The 14,430-nt window shown below is 61.3% G+C and carries 9 protein-coding genes, 4 tRNA genes and 1 rRNA gene; all 14 read left to right on the top strand.

The genetic code is table 11. The annotated features are described in order from the left end of the window. Positions 1–122 precede the first annotated feature (122 nt). The 14 genes from rrf (at position 123) to rpoC (ending at position 14,327) form a co-directional block, all read left to right on the top strand. Positions 123–236 (top strand): 5S ribosomal RNA (rrf, locus tag P2869_RS16080). 144 nt (positions 237–380) lie between these two features. Beyond that, positions 381–466: transfer RNA gene (locus tag P2869_RS16075), tRNA-Tyr, on the top strand. A 42-nt stretch (positions 467–508) separates the two neighbouring features. Beyond that, positions 509–582, top strand: a tRNA-Gly gene (locus P2869_RS16070). A 16-nt stretch (positions 583–598) separates the two neighbouring features. Beyond that, positions 599–673: transfer RNA gene (locus P2869_RS16065), tRNA-Thr, on the top strand. Positions 674–736: 63 nt separating this feature from the next. After that, positions 737–1,927 carry an elongation factor Tu gene (gene tuf, locus P2869_RS16060; RefSeq protein ID WP_017777140.1) on the top strand — a complete coding sequence of 397 codons (1,191 nt, stop codon included), beginning with the start codon at positions 737–739 and terminating at the stop codon, positions 1,925–1,927. 63 nt (positions 1,928–1,990) lie between these two features. After that, positions 1,991–2,066 (top strand) — tRNA-Trp (locus P2869_RS16055). A gap of 36 nt (positions 2,067–2,102) precedes the next feature. Further along, positions 2,103–2,486, top strand: coding sequence for a preprotein translocase subunit SecE (gene secE / locus P2869_RS16050; protein ID WP_017777141.1), 384 nt, complete (start codon positions 2,103–2,105; stop codon positions 2,484–2,486). A gap of 1 nt (position 2,487) precedes the next feature. Then, complete coding sequence (gene nusG, locus P2869_RS16045) at positions 2,488–3,045, top strand: transcription termination/antitermination protein NusG (RefSeq protein WP_026121916.1); 558 nt, start codon at positions 2,488–2,490, stop codon at positions 3,043–3,045. A 151-nt stretch (positions 3,046–3,196) separates the two neighbouring features. Beyond that, complete coding sequence (rplK, locus tag P2869_RS16040) at positions 3,197–3,628, top strand: 50S ribosomal protein L11 (RefSeq protein WP_017777143.1); 432 nt, start codon at positions 3,197–3,199, stop codon at positions 3,626–3,628. Further along, on the top strand, positions 3,629–4,327 hold the full coding sequence (rplA, locus tag P2869_RS16035; RefSeq protein WP_017777144.1) for a 50S ribosomal protein L1: 699 nt from the start codon (positions 3,629–3,631) through the stop codon (positions 4,325–4,327). A gap of 302 nt (positions 4,328–4,629) precedes the next feature. Then, a complete protein-coding gene (gene rplJ / locus P2869_RS16030; RefSeq protein WP_017777145.1) occupies positions 4,630–5,127 on the top strand; it encodes a 50S ribosomal protein L10 in 498 nt (165 codons plus the stop codon). A 72-nt stretch (positions 5,128–5,199) separates the two neighbouring features. Then, on the top strand, positions 5,200–5,577 hold the full coding sequence (gene rplL, locus P2869_RS16025) for a 50S ribosomal protein L7/L12 (RefSeq protein ID WP_017777146.1): 378 nt from the start codon (positions 5,200–5,202) through the stop codon (positions 5,575–5,577). A gap of 380 nt (positions 5,578–5,957) precedes the next feature. Further along, positions 5,958–10,064: a DNA-directed RNA polymerase subunit beta gene (gene rpoB / locus P2869_RS16020; RefSeq protein ID WP_017777147.1), complete on the top strand. Its 4,107-nt coding sequence runs from the start codon at positions 5,958–5,960 to the stop codon at positions 10,062–10,064. Positions 10,065–10,085: 21 nt separating this feature from the next. Continuing rightward, positions 10,086–14,327 (top strand): DNA-directed RNA polymerase subunit beta', encoded by a 4,242-nt coding sequence (gene rpoC / locus P2869_RS16015; protein ID WP_277596961.1) that lies wholly within the window; start codon positions 10,086–10,088, stop codon positions 14,325–14,327. Positions 14,328–14,430: the final 103 nt, after the last annotated feature.

The following is a 14,430-nucleotide window of genomic DNA, read 5'->3' as shown; positions in this document are numbered from 1 at the left end:
CCGCTACAGTTGCGCGTTGTGCCCAGTCACAACCCCACAGTTACATACGCTGCTTCCCGATTGGCTGCGCCGCAGCCGGGCCTCATACCGGCCCCGCCCACGCGACGCAGCAACCCGTCATGCCTGATGACCATAGCGAGTCGGTCCCACCCCTTCCCATCCCGAACAGGACCGTGAAACGACTCCACGCCGATGATAGTGCGGATTGCCCGTGTGAAAGTAGGTAATCGTCAGGCTCCTTACCCAGCAAAGACCCCGCCAAACATATGGCGGGGTCTTCTGCTTTGGGCGCGTGCTTATAAGTGAGAACGCCTTGGGGGATTCCCGTAGTTGATGCTTGACATCAATCGGTTACTCCCCCATAATCATCAGTTCTCTGCGGAGGGGTGCCCGAGTGGCTAAAGGGGGCAGACTGTAAATCTGTTGGCTTACGCCTACGTTGGTTCGAATCCAACCTCCTCCACCAGAATTGCTAAGCTGAGGTCGCGGCAGGAAATCGAAGGCCCTTGCGGGTGTAGCTCAATGGTAGAGCAGAAGCCTTCCAAGCTTACGACGAGGGTTCGATTCCCTTCACCCGCTCCAGCGCACAAAAAGTATCGCCCATGTGGCTCAGTGGTAGAGCACTCCCTTGGTAAGGGAGAGGTCGGCAGTTCGATCCTGCCCATGGGCACCAGCGAGTGTCAGTGATAGTTTGCGCCCAGCGCAACGTACGGAAAAATCCTCTTAGGAGTCGAAAATGGCTAAGGGTAAATTTGAGCGGACCAAGCCGCACGTGAACGTGGGCACGATCGGTCACGTTGACCACGGCAAGACCACGCTGACGGCGGCGATTGCGACGGTTCTGTCGGCGAAGTTCGGCGGTGAGGCGAAGAAGTACGACGAGATCGACGCGGCGCCGGAAGAAAAGGCCCGCGGCATCACGATCAACACGGCGCACATCGAGTACGAAACGGCCAACCGCCACTACGCCCACGTTGACTGCCCGGGTCACGCGGACTACGTGAAGAACATGATCACGGGTGCAGCGCAGATGGACGGCGCGATCCTGGTGTGCTCGGCCGCGGACGGTCCGATGCCGCAGACGCGCGAGCACATCCTGCTGGCGCGCCAGGTGGGCGTGCCGTACATCATCGTGTTCCTGAACAAGTGCGACATGGTGGACGACGCCGAGCTGCTCGAGCTGGTGGAAATGGAAGTGCGCGAGCTGCTGTCGAAGTACGACTTCCCGGGCGACGACACGCCGATCATCAAGGGTTCGGCCAAGCTGGCGCTGGAAGGCGACAAGGGCGAGCTGGGTGAAGTGGCGATCATGAACCTGGCCGACGCGCTGGACACGTACATCCCGACGCCGGAGCGCGCGGTGGATGGTGCGTTCCTGATGCCGGTGGAAGACGTGTTCTCGATCTCGGGCCGCGGTACGGTGGTGACGGGCCGTGTCGAGCGTGGCGTGGTCAAGGTTGGCGAGGAAATCGAGATTGTCGGTATCAAGCCGACGGTGAAGACGACCTGCACGGGCGTGGAAATGTTCCGCAAGCTGCTGGACCAGGGCCAGGCGGGCGACAACGTCGGTATCCTGCTGCGCGGCACGAAGCGTGAGGAAGTGGAGCGTGGCCAGGTGCTGGCCAAGCCGGGTTCGATCACGCCGCACACGCACTTCACGGCTGAGGTGTACGTGCTGAGCAAGGACGAAGGCGGCCGTCACACGCCGTTCTTCAACAACTACCGTCCGCAGTTCTACTTCCGTACGACGGACGTGACGGGCTCGATCGAGCTGCCGAAGGACAAGGAAATGGTGATGCCGGGCGACAACGTGTCGATCACGGTGAAGCTGATTGCACCGATCGCGATGGAAGAAGGCCTGCGCTTCGCCATCCGTGAAGGTGGCCGTACCGTCGGCGCCGGTGTCGTCGCCAAGATCATCGAGTAAGCCAGCTAGTTCTCGTTGATCGGTTGTTTCGGGGTTGGCGACATCGTCAACCCCAAATGGTTTAGGGGTATAGCTCAACTGGCAGAGCGTCGGTCTCCAAAACCGAAGGTTGGGGGTTCGATTCCCTCTGCCCCTGCCAAATTCTCGCGCTCGTCGCGATGTTCGTTAAGGTGTTATGGCGAATCCTTCCTCCGTCGAAACTGTAAATACTTCCGGTGACAAGCTTCTGCTCGTCGCGGGCGTATTGTTGGTGGTGGCCGGGTTCGTAGGCTTTTTCTGGCTCGGTAGCCAGGAATGGTACGTCCGCGGTGCAGCACTGGCCGTTGGCGTGGTCGCGGGTGTGGTGGTCGGTTTGCTCTCGGCGCCCGGTAAGGGCTTTATCGCGTTCGCCAAGGACTCGTACCGGGAAGTTCGCAAGGTTGTCTGGCCTACCCGCAAGGAAGCCACGCAGACCACGCTGGTGGTTTTCGGCTTCGTGCTGGTCATGGCCGTGCTCCTCTGGATCAGCGATAAGTCCATCGAATGGGTGATTTTCTCGGTGATTCTGGGTTGGAAATGATATGAGCGATACTCCGGCATCCCCGAGCGGAAAACGTTGGTACGTCGTGCACGCCTACTCCGGCATGGAGAAGAGCGTGCAACGTGCGCTTCAGGAGCGCATTGAGCGCGCCGGCATGCAAGACAAGTTCGGTCAGATTCTCGTTCCGACCGAAGAAGTGGTTGAAGTGAAGGGCGGTCACAAGTCTGTGACCGAGCGTCGTTTCTTCCCGGGCTACGTGCTCGTCGAGATGGAAATGACCGACGAGACGTGGCATCTCGTGAAGAACACTGCCAAGGTGACGGGATTTGTGGGCGGTGCGCGTAACCGACCCAGTCCGATCTCGCCGCGCGAAGTCGAAAAGATCATGTCGCAGATGCAGGAAGGCGTGGAGAAGCCGCGTCCGAAGACCCTGTTCGAAGTTGGCGAGATGGTCCGGGTGAAGGATGGTCCGTTTACGGACTTCAACGGTAGCGTCGAAGAAGTCAATTACGAAAAGTCGCGCGTCCGCGTTTCTGTCACTATTTTTGGTCGCGCAACGCCGGTTGAACTCGAGTTCGGCCAAGTCGAGAAGCTTTGAGCCAGATTTCGCGGATCGCGCCGGTAAGGCGCGATCCGCCTTTCGCGCTTACGGTCCGCGCAATGGCCGTTGAGGAGCGTCAGTAGTCAGTTCATCGGCGAACGCGCGTTACTACTCACCGAACGCTCACGCGTTCCACTGAGGTTTTCAAATGGCAAAGAAAATTATCGGCTTTATCAAGCTGCAGATTCCTGCGGGTAAAGCCAATCCGTCGCCCCCCGTCGGTCCGGCGCTGGGTCAGCGCGGTCTGAACATCATGGAGTTCTGCAAGGCGTTCAACGCGCAGACTCAAGCCATGGAACCGGGCCTGCCCGTTCCGGTGGTCATCACCGCTTTCGCCGACAAGAGCTTCACGTTTGTTCTGAAGACGCCGCCGGCAACGGTTCTGATCAAGAAGGCCGCGAAGATTGACAAGGGTTCGAGCAAGCCGCACACCGACAAGGTCGGTTCGATCACGCGTGCTCAGGCCGAAGAGATCGCCAAGACGAAGATGCCGGATCTTACGGCAGCTGATATGGACGCAGCGGTTCGCACGATCGCTGGCAGCGCCCGCTCGATGGGCATCACCGTGGAGGGCGTGTAAATGGCCAAGCTTTCTAAGCGTCTGCAGGCATACGCGAACAAGGTCGACCGTCAGAAGCTGTATCCGATCAACGACGCGCTCGCGCTCGTGAAGGAATGCGCAACGGCGAAGTTCGACGAATCGATCGACGTGGCCGTGCAACTCGGCATCGATGCGAAGAAGTCAGACCAGGTTGTTCGTGGCTCCGTCGTGCTGCCCGCTGGTACCGGCAAGTCGGTTCGCGTGGCCGTGTTCGCGCAAGGCGACAAGGCCGAGCAGGCTCGGGCCGCAGGTGCGGAAATCGTCGGGATGGAAGATCTCGCCGAGCAGATCAAGGCAGGCAATCTGAACTTCGACGTCGTGATCGCCTCGCCGGACACGATGCGTGTGGTCGGTACGCTGGGTCAGATTCTCGGCCCGCGCGGCCTGATGCCGAACCCCAAGGTTGGCACCGTGACGCCGGACGTGGCTACCGCAGTCAAGAACGCGAAGGCCGGTCAGGTGCAATTTCGCGTCGACAAGGCCGGCATCATCCACGCGACCATCGGTCGTGCCTCGTTCGAACCCGCAGCGCTGCGCAGCAACCTCGACGCACTCGTCGACGCGCTGAACAAGGCGAAGCCGGCAACGAGCAAGGGCGTGTACCTGCGCAAGATCGCCGTGTCGAGCACGATGGGTGTGGGCGTGCGCGTCGATCAGGCAACGCTCGCCGCGCAGTAATCGTTTTGTCGCTTCGCTGCCGGACAGGGCGGAGCGTTTAAGGGCTTTGGGCGGTCGCGGGATGGCAGGGTGCATCACGCGGCCGGTTGTCAAAGACCGTTGGTGGAGCGTAGTAGTTGGACGTCTCCTTAATGCAAACCAACGCAGATGGCGAACCCGAAAAGGTTTTGAAGTGCTGAAGCAGGTTGTCGTGCGCAGCAATGCGGGCGGGAACCGGCTGAAATACTCCGGACTGGTCGGACGCCGTTGTTGAACCCGATGCACAAGGCTCGTGCCGCGTGTATCGAATCTGGAGGCTAACCGTGCCACTCAACAAGGAAGACAAGCAGGCCGTCGTAGCTGAGGTTTCCGCGCAAGTTGCGAAAGCCCAGACGATGGTTCTTGCTGAGTATCGTGGGATTGCGGTTGGCGATCTGACCAAGCTGCGCGCGAAAGCGCGCGAGCAGCAGGTGTACCTGCGCGTGCTGAAGAATACGTTGGCACGTCGTGCAGTTGAAGGTACCCCGTTTGCTCCGCTGGCAGAGCAGATGACTGGCCCCCTGATCTACGGCATCTCGGAAGATGCCATTGCCGCTGCGAAGGTCGTCAACGACTTCAGCAAGGGTAATGACAAGTTGATCATCAAGGCCGGCGCCTACGAAGGCAAGGTGATGGACAAGGCTGGCGTGCAAGCGCTTGCCAACATCCCGAGTCGCGAGGAACTGCTCTCGAAGCTGTTGTTTGTCATGCAGGCCCCGGTTTCTGGCTTCGCGCGCGCTATGGCTGCGCTGGCGGAGAAGAAGCAGGGCGAAGCTGCGTAACGAACTTCAGCCTGGCGAGATCTGCGGACAGGATCGCTGGCTGTATCCGAATTCAATCTAGGAGTATTTCAAATGGCAATCGCAAAAGAAGACATCCTCGAAGCCGTTGGCGCGATGTCGGTTCTGGAACTGAACGAACTGGTCAAGGCGTTCGAAGAGAAGTTTGGCGTGTCGGCTGCTGCAGTGGCAGTGGCAGGCCCGGCCGGCGGCGGCGGTGCAGCTGCAGCCGCTGAAGAGCAGACCGAATTCACGGTGGTGCTGACCGAAACCGGTGGCAACAAGGTTGCCGTGATTAAGGCTGTTCGCGAACTGACGGGCCTGGGCCTGAAGGAAGCGAAGGACCTCGTCGACGGTGCACCGAAGCCCGTTAAGGAAGCGGTGCCTAAGGCTGCTGCTGACGAAGCGAAGAAGAAGCTGGAAGACGCAGGCGCGAAGGCTGAAATCAAGTAAGTTCCGGCGCGCTGTGCGAAGGCTGGCGGTTTTCACACCGCCGGCCTTTTTGTGCTTTGTGGGGACCGTGTTTTTGCACCTGCCGGGTGCGGACCTTCGGGCCCCAGAAGCCAAAGAAAATCGCCTTTCCAGGCCTTCGGGTCACGATTGAACGGCGCTTCTCTTTGTCTTCTGAAGCGACTGCAGAAGGCAAGTTTGGTCGGGCAGCGGGCAACACTGGCATCCGCTGCCGTCAGCCAGCGGTTGGTAGCGGCCAACCACCAAGCTTCTAAGGCTCGTTCAAGCCATCGGACGGCCATCGGGTCTCAGTCGGTGAACACTCGGGTCGTACCTGTCGGGCAATCCTGCCCCCGGCAACCCCGCCGTGATTCGGAGATCGTATGCAATATTCCTTCACCGAGAAGAAGCGTATTCGCAAGAGTTTCGCGAAGCGCCCCATCGTTCACCAGGTTCCTTTCCTGCTGGCCACCCAGCTTGAATCATTCAGCACATTTCTGCAAGCAGATGTGCCCACGCCGCAGCGCAAGCCTGAAGGCCTGCAAGCGGCGTTCTCGTCCGTGTTCCCCATTGTTTCGCACAACGGGTTTGCTCGCCTCGAGTTCGTCAGCTACGCGCTTTCGCCACCCGCATTCAACATCAAGGAATGCCAGCAGCGCGGTCTGACGTATTGCTCCGCGCTGCGCGCGAAGGTGCGTCTGGTATTGCTCGACAAGGAGTCTCCGAGCAAGCCGGTCGTCAAGGAAGTGAAGGAGCAGGAAGTGTACATGGGCGAAATTCCGCTCATGACGCCGACCGGCTCGTTCGTGATCAACGGCACGGAACGTGTGATCGTGTCGCAGCTGCACCGCTCGCCTGGTGTGTTCTTCGAACACGACAAGGGCAAGACGCACAGCTCCGGCAAGCTGCTGTTCTCCGCGCGCATCATTCCTTACCGCGGCTCGTGGCTCGACTTCGAATTCGATCCGAAGGACGTGCTGTACTTCCGCGTGGACCGTCGCCGCAAGATGCCGGTCACGATCCTGCTGAAGGCCATTGGCCTCACGCCGGAACAGATCCTCGCGAACTTCTTCGTGTTCGACAACTTCACGCTGATGCCGGAAGGCGCGCAGATGGAGTTCGTGCCCGAGCGTCTGCGGGGTGAAGTCGCGCGTTTCGACATCACGGACCGTGATGGCAACGTGATCGTCCAGAAGGACAAGCGCATCAACGCGAAGCACATTCGCGACCTCGACAACGCCAAGACGAAGTTCATCTCGGTGCCCGAGGACTATCTGCTCGGCCGCGTGCTGGCCAAGAACATCGTCGACAGCGAAACGGGCGAAGTGATCGCCAACGCGAACGACGAAGTCACGGAAAGCGTGCTCGAGAAACTGCGCGAAGCGGGCATCAAGGACTTCCAGACGCTCTATACGAACGATCTGGATCAAGGTCCGTACATCTCGTCGACGCTGCGGGTTGACGAAACGGCCGACCGCATGGCCGCACGCATCGCGATCTACCGCATGATGCGTCCGGGTGAGCCGCCCACCGAAGAAGCGGTCGAGGCACTGTTCAACCGTCTCTTCTACAGCGAAGACGCGTACGACCTCTCGAAGGTCGGCCGTATGAAGTTCAACCGCCGCGTGGGCCGCGATGAAATCACGGGCCCGATGACGCTGCAGGACGACGACATCCTCGCGACCATCAAGATCCTCGTCGAGCTGCGTAACGGCAAGGGCGAAGTGGACGATATCGACCACCTCGGCAATCGTCGCGTGCGTTGCGTTGGCGAACTGGCGGAGAACCAGTTCCGTGCCGGTCTCGTGCGCGTCGAGCGCGCGGTGAAGGAACGCCTGGGTCAGGCCGAAAGCGAAAACCTGATGCCGCACGACCTGATCAACTCGAAGCCGATTTCGTCGGCGATTCGCGAGTTCTTCGGTTCGTCGCAGCTGTCGCAGTTCATGGACCAGACCAACCCGCTGTCGGAAATCACGCACAAGCGTCGCGTTTCCGCACTGGGCCCGGGCGGTCTGACGCGTGAGCGTGCCGGCTTCGAAGTGCGTGACGTGCACCCGACCCACTATGGCCGCGTGTGCCCGATCGAAACGCCGGAAGGTCCGAACATCGGCCTGATCAACTCGCTCGCGCTGTACGCGCACCTGAACGAGTACGGCTTCCTCGAAACGCCGTACCGCAAGGTCGAAGACGGTAAGGTCACGGACCAGATCGATTACCTGTCGGCGATCGAAGAAGGCCGTTACGTGATCGCGCAGGCGAACGCGGCAGTGGCCGACGACGGCACGCTCACCGACGAACTGGTGTCGTCGCGTGAAGCCGGCGAAACGCTGATGGTCACGCCGGACCGCATTCAGTACATGGACGTGGCGCCGTCGCAGATCGTGTCGGTGGCGGCTTCGCTGATTCCGTTCCTCGAGCACGACGACGCGAACCGCGCGTTGATGGGTTCGAACATGCAGCGTCAGGCTGTGCCGTGTCTGCGTCCTGAGAAGGCCGTGGTGGGTACGGGCATCGAGCGCACGGTGGCGGTCGACTCGGGCACGACGGTTCAGGCGTTCCGCGGTGGCGTGGTCGATTACGTCGACGCGGGCCGTATCGTGATTCGCGTGAACGACGACGAAGCCGTGGCCGGTGAGGTGGGTGTCGACATCTACAACCTCATCAAGTACACGCGTTCGAACCAGAACACGAACATCAACCAGCGTCCCATCGTGAAGGTGGGCGACATCGTCTCGCGCGGCGACGTGCTGGCCGACGGCGCCTCCACGGACCTGGGCGAGCTCGCGCTCGGCCAGAACATGCTGGTCGCGTTCATGCCGTGGAACGGCTACAACTTCGAAGACTCGATCCTGATCTCCGAAAAGGTGGTGGCCGACGACCGTTACACGTCGATCCACATCGAAGAGTTGAACGTTGTTGCTCGCGACACGAAGCTCGGACCGGAAGAAATCACGCGCGACATTTCGAATCTCGCGGAAGTGCAGCTGAGCCGTCTCGACGAGTCGGGCATCGTGTACATCGGCGCGGAAGTCGAAGCGGGCGACGTGCTGGTGGGCAAGGTGACGCCGAAGGGCGAAACGCAGCTCACGCCGGAAGAAAAGCTGCTGCGCGCGATCTTCGGCGAGAAGGCATCGGACGTGAAGGACACCTCGCTGCGCGTGCCGTCGGGCATGAGCGGCACGGTGATCGACGTGCAGGTGTTCACGCGTGAAGGCATCCAGCGCGACAAGCGCGCCCAGCAGATCATCGACGACGAGCTGAAGCGCTATCGCCTCGACCTGAACGACCAGCTGCGTATCGTGGAAGGCGACGCGTTCCAGCGTCTCGCACGCATGCTCGTGGGCAAGGTTGCGAATGGTGGTCCGAAGAAGCTCGCCAAGGGCACGAAGATCGACCAGGCGTACCTGGAAGACCTCGACCACTACCACTGGTTCGACATCCGCCTCGCGGACGAAGACGCAGCGGCGCAGCTCGAAGCCATCAAGGACTCGATCGAACAGAAGCGTCACCAGTTCGACCTCGCGTTCGAAGAGAAGCGCAAGAAGCTCACGCAAGGCGACGAACTGCCGCCGGGCGTGCTGAAGATGGTCAAGGTGTACCTCGCGGTGAAGCGCCGTCTGCAGCCTGGCGACAAGATGGCCGGCCGTCACGGTAACAAGGGCGTGGTGTCGAAGATCGTTCCGGTCGAAGACATGCCGTACATGGCCGACGGCCGTCCGGCCGACGTCGTGCTGAACCCGCTCGGCGTGCCGTCGCGGATGAACGTGGGTCAGGTGCTCGAAGTGCACCTGGGCTGGGCTGCGAAGGGTCTGGGCTGGCGTATCGGCGAAATGCTGCAGCGTCAGACGAAGGTCGAAGAACTGCGTGTGTTCCTGACGAAGATCTACAACGAGTCGGGCCGTGCGGAAGAGCTGGACAGCTTCTCGGACGACGAGATCATCGAACTCGCGAAGAACCTGCGCGAAGGCGTGCCGTTCGCCACGCCGGTGTTCGACGGTGCGACCGAAGAGGAAATGTCGAAGATGCTGGATCTGGCGTTCCCGGACGAGATCGCCGAGCAGCTGGGCATGACGAAGTCGAAGAACCAGGTCCGCCTCTACGACGGCCGCACGGGCGAAGCATTCGAGCGTACGGTGACGGTCGGCTACATGCACTACCTGAAGCTGCACCACCTGGTCGACGACAAGATGCACGCGCGCTCCACGGGTCCGTACTCGCTCGTGACGCAGCAGCCGCTGGGCGGTAAGGCGCAGTTCGGTGGTCAGCGCTTCGGTGAAATGGAAGTGTGGGCGCTCGAAGCGTATGGCGCATCGTACGTGCTGCAGGAAATGCTGACGGTGAAGTCGGACGACGTGACCGGCCGTACCAAGGTCTATGAGAACCTGGTGAAGGGCGACCACGTGATCGACGCCGGTATGCCTGAGTCGTTCAACGTGCTGGTGAAGGAAATCCGGTCGCTGGGTATCGACATCGACCTGGACCGGAACTAATCGGACTACTGGAGAGAAGCGATGAAAGCTTTGCTCGATCTATTCAAGCAAGTCCAACAAGAAGAAGTTTTTGATGCGATCAAGATCGGTCTGGCCTCGCCCGACAAGATCCGGTCGTGGTCGTTCGGTGAAGTCAAGAAGCCGGAGACCATCAACTACCGTACGTTCAAGCCGGAACGCGATGGCCTGTTCTGCGCCAAGATCTTTGGCCCGATCAAGGACTACGAGTGCCTGTGCGGCAAGTACAAGCGCCTCAAGCACCGCGGCGTGATCTGCGAGAAGTGCGGCGTCGAAGTGACGCTCGCCAAGGTGCGTCGCGAACGCATGGGCCACATCGAACTAGCCTCGCCCGTTGCGCACATCTGGTTCCTGAAGTCGCTGCCATCGCGTCTGGGCATGGTGCTCGACATGACGCTGCGCGACATCGAGCGCGTGCTGTACTTCGAAGCGTACGTGGTGATCGATCCGGGCATGACGCCGCTGAAGGCGCGGCAGATCATGACCGAAGAGGATTACTACAACAAGGTCGAGGAATACGGCGACGAATTCCGTGCCGAGATGGGCGCGGAAGGCGTGCGCGAACTGCTGCGTTCGATCAACATCGACGAGCAGGTCGAGACGCTGCGCACGGAACTCAAGAACACGGGTTCCGAAGCGAAGATCAAGAAGTACGCGAAGCGCCTCAAGGTGCTCGAGGCCTTCCAGCGTTCGGGCATCAAGCCCGAGTGGATGATTCTCGAAGTGCTGCCGGTGCTGCCGCCGGAACTGCGTCCGCTCGTGCCGCTCGACGGCGGCCGTTTCGCGACATCGGACCTGAACGACCTGTATCGCCGCGTGATCAACCGTAACAACCGGTTGAAGCGTTTGCTCGAGCTGAAGGCACCGGAAATCATCGTGCGCAACGAAAAGCGCATGCTGCAGGAAGCCGTCGACTCGCTGCTCGACAACGGTCGTCGCGGCAAGGCGATGACGGGTGCGAACAAGCGTCCGCTGAAGTCGCTCGCCGACATGATCAAGGGTAAGGGCGGTCGCTTCCGTCAGAACCTGCTGGGCAAGCGCGTGGACTACTCGGGCCGTTCGGTCATCGTGGTGGGCCCGACGCTGAAGCTGCACCAGTGCGGTCTGCCGAAGCTGATGGCGCTCGAACTCTTCAAGCCGTTCATCTTCAACAAGCTCGAAGTGATGGGCGTGGCAACGACCATCAAGGCGGCGAAGAAGGAAGTCGAAAACCAGACGGCGGTGGTGTGGGACATCCTCGAAGAGGTGATCCGCGAGCACCCGGTGATGCTCAACCGTGCGCCGACGCTGCACCGTCTCGGCATTCAGGCTTTCGAGCCGGTGCTGATCGAAGGTAAGGCCATTCAGCTGCACCCGCTCGTCTGCGCGGCGTTCAACGCCGACTTCGACGGTGACCAGATGGCCGTTCACGTGCCGCTGTCGCTCGAAGCGCAGATGGAAGCGCGCACGCTGATGCTCGCGTCGAACAACGTGCTGTTCCCGGCCAACGGCGATCCGTCGATCGTGCCGTCGCAGGATATCGTGCTGGGTCTGTACTACGCGACGCGCGAGGCGATCAACGCGAAGGGCGAAGGCATGACGTTCACGGGCGTGTCGGAAGCGCTGCGCGCGTACGAGAACAAGGAAGTCGAGCTTGCATCGCGCGTCAACGTGCGGATTACCGAAATGGTCCGCAACGAAGACACGTCGGAAGGTGCGCCGCAGTTCGTGCCGAAGATCTCGCTGTATGCGACGACTGTCGGCCGCGCGATCCTCTCGGAAATCCTGCCGCACGGCCTGCCGTTCTCGGTGCTGAACAAGCCGCTCAAGAAGAAGGAAATCTCGCGCCTCATCAACACGGCGTTCCGCAAGTGCGGTCTGCGCGCGACGGTGGTGTTCGCCGACCAGCTGATGCAGTCGGGTTTCCGTCTCGCGACGCGCGCCGGTATTTCGATCTGCGTGGACGACATGCTCGTGCCGCCGCAGAAGGAAACCATCGTCGGCGACGCCGCGAAGAAGGTGAAGGAGTACGACCGTCAGTACATGTCGGGTCTCGTCACCGCGCAGGAACGCTACAACAACGTGGTCGACATCTGGTCGGCGACGTCGGAAGCGGTCGGCAAGGCGATGATGGAGCAGCTGTCGACGGAGCCGGTAACGGACCGCGACGGCAACGAGACGCGCCAGGAGTCGTTCAACTCGATCTACATGATGGCCGACTCGGGCGCCCGGGGTTCGGCGGTGCAGATTCGTCAGCTGGCCGGTATGCGCGGCCTGATGGCGAAGCCGGACGGCTCGATTATCGAGACGCCGATTACCGCGAACTTCCGCGAAGGTCTGAACGTGTTGCAGTACTTCATCTCGACCCACGGTGCACGTAAGGGTCTGGCTGATACGGCACTGAAGACCGCGAACTCGGGTTACCTGACGCGTCGTCTCGTCGACGTGACGCAGGACCTCGTGGTGGTCGAGGACGATTGCGGCACCTCGAACGGCGTGGCGATGAAGGCGCTGGTGGAAGGCGGCGAAGTGGTCGAAGCGCTGCGTGACCGGATTCTCGGCCGCGTGGCGGTGGCGGACGTCGTCAATCCCGAATCGCAGGAAACGCTGTACGAATCGGGCACGCTGCTCGACGAAGTTGCGGTCGAGGAAATCGAACGCCTCGGCATCGACGAAGTGCGCGTGCGTACGCCGCTCACCTGCGAAACGCGTTACGGCCTGTGCGCGGCCTGCTACGGCCGCGACCTCGGCCGCGGCTCGCTCGTGAACGTCGGCGAAGCGGTTGGCGTGATTGCGGCGCAGTCGATCGGCGAACCGGGCACGCAGCTCACGATGCGTACGTTCCACATCGGTGGCGCGGCTTCGCGTGCGGCAGTCGCCTCGTCGGTCGAAGCGAAGAGCAACGGTACGGTGCGTTTCACTGCCTCGATGCGCTACGTCACCAACGCGAAGGGCGAGCAGATCGTCATCTCGCGTTCGGGCGAAGCGATCATCGCCGACGATCACGGCCGCGAGCGCGAGCGTCACAAGGTGCCTTACGGCGCCACGCTGCTCCAGCTCGACGGTGCGCAGATCAAGGCCGGCACGCAGCTCGCCACGTGGGACCCGATGACGCGCCCGATCATCACCGAGTACAGCGGTACGGTGAAGTTCGAGAACGTCGAGGAAGGCGTGACGGTGGCCAAGCAGATCGACGACGTGACGGGGCTTTCGACGCTCGTCGTGATCGACGTGAAGCGCCGCGGTTCGCAGGCCTCGAAGAGCGTGCGTCCGCAGGTGAAACTGCTCGACGCCAGCGGCGAAGAAGTGAAGATTCCGGGTACCGAGCACTCGGTGCAGATCGGCTTCCAGGTCGGCGCACTGATCACGGTGAAGGACGGCCAGCAGGTGCAGGTCGGTGAAGTGCTCGCGCGTATTCCGACGGAATCGCAGAAGACGCGTGACATTACCGGCGGTCTGCCGCGTGTGGCCGAACTCTTCGAAGCCCGTTCGCCGAAGGACGCGGGTATCCTGGCGGAAGTCACCGGTACGGTGTCGTTCGGTAAGGACACGAAGGGCAAGCAGCGTCTCGTTATCACGGACCTCGAGGGCAACCAGCACGAGTTCCTGATCGCGAAGGAAAAGCAGGTTCTGGTGCACGATGGTCAGGTCGTCAACAAGGGCGAAATGATCGTGGACGGACCGGCGGATCCGCACGACATCCTGCGTCTGCAGGGCGTCGAGGCGCTGTCGCGCTACATCGTGGACGAAGTGCAGGACGTGTACCGTCTGCAAGGCGTGAAGATCAACGACAAGCACATCGAAGTGATCGTGCGTCAGATGCTGCGCCGCGTGCAGATCGTCGACAACGGCGATACGCGCTTCATTCCGGGCGAACAGGTCGAGCGTTCCGACATGCTCGACGAGAACGACCGGATGATCGCGGACGACAAGCGTCCGGCCACGTACGAGAACGTGCTGCTGGGTATCACGAAGGCGTCGCTGTCCACCGACTCGTTCATCTCCGCTGCGTCGTTCCAGGAAACGACCCGCGTGCTGACCGAGGCGGCAATCATGGGCAAGCGCGACGATCTGCGTGGCCTGAAGGAAAACGTGATCGTCGGTCGCCTGATTCCGGCCGGTACGGGCCTTGCGTTCCACAAGGCACGCAAGAGCAAGGAGATGGCCGATCGCGAGCGCTTCGACCAGATCGCGGCCGAAGAGGCGTTCGACTTCGGTACGCCGGAAGCCCCGGCCGCCGAGCAGCAGCCTCACACGGGCGAGTAATCCGCAAGCGGCGCGAGCCGCTTCGGATGACCGCTTTGCACAAGCCGTCCAGTTTCGACTGGGCGGCTTTTTTATTTCTTGCCTCGCATTCGCTCGCTCGCCG

Origin of the sequence: Paraburkholderia sp. SUR17 (assembly GCF_029536165.1) — a bacterium.
Lineage (GTDB): Bacteria > Pseudomonadota > Gammaproteobacteria > Burkholderiales > Burkholderiaceae > Paraburkholderia > Paraburkholderia kururiensis.
Note: the sequence above shows the minus strand (reverse complement) of the source record. Positions and strands in the feature narration are given on the sequence as shown.

What these genes read in the sequence shown, in the direction of transcription:
- tuf (WP_017777140.1), top strand. Translation starts at nt 737, where the DNA reads ATGGCTAAGGGTAAATTTGAGCGGACCAAGCCGCACGTGAACGTGGGC.
- secE (WP_017777141.1), top strand. Translation starts at nt 2,103, where the DNA reads ATGGCGAATCCTTCCTCCGTCGAAACTGTAAATACTTCCGGTGACAAG.
- nusG (WP_026121916.1), top strand. Translation starts at nt 2,488, where the DNA reads ATGAGCGATACTCCGGCATCCCCGAGCGGAAAACGTTGGTACGTCGTG.
- rplK (WP_017777143.1), top strand. Translation starts at nt 3,197, where the DNA reads ATGGCAAAGAAAATTATCGGCTTTATCAAGCTGCAGATTCCTGCGGGT.
- rplA (WP_017777144.1), top strand. Translation starts at nt 3,629, where the DNA reads ATGGCCAAGCTTTCTAAGCGTCTGCAGGCATACGCGAACAAGGTCGAC.
- rplL (WP_017777146.1), top strand. Translation starts at nt 5,200, where the DNA reads ATGGCAATCGCAAAAGAAGACATCCTCGAAGCCGTTGGCGCGATGTCG.
- rpoB (WP_017777147.1), top strand. Translation starts at nt 5,958, where the DNA reads ATGCAATATTCCTTCACCGAGAAGAAGCGTATTCGCAAGAGTTTCGCG.
- rpoC (WP_277596961.1), top strand. Translation starts at nt 10,086, where the DNA reads ATGAAAGCTTTGCTCGATCTATTCAAGCAAGTCCAACAAGAAGAAGTT.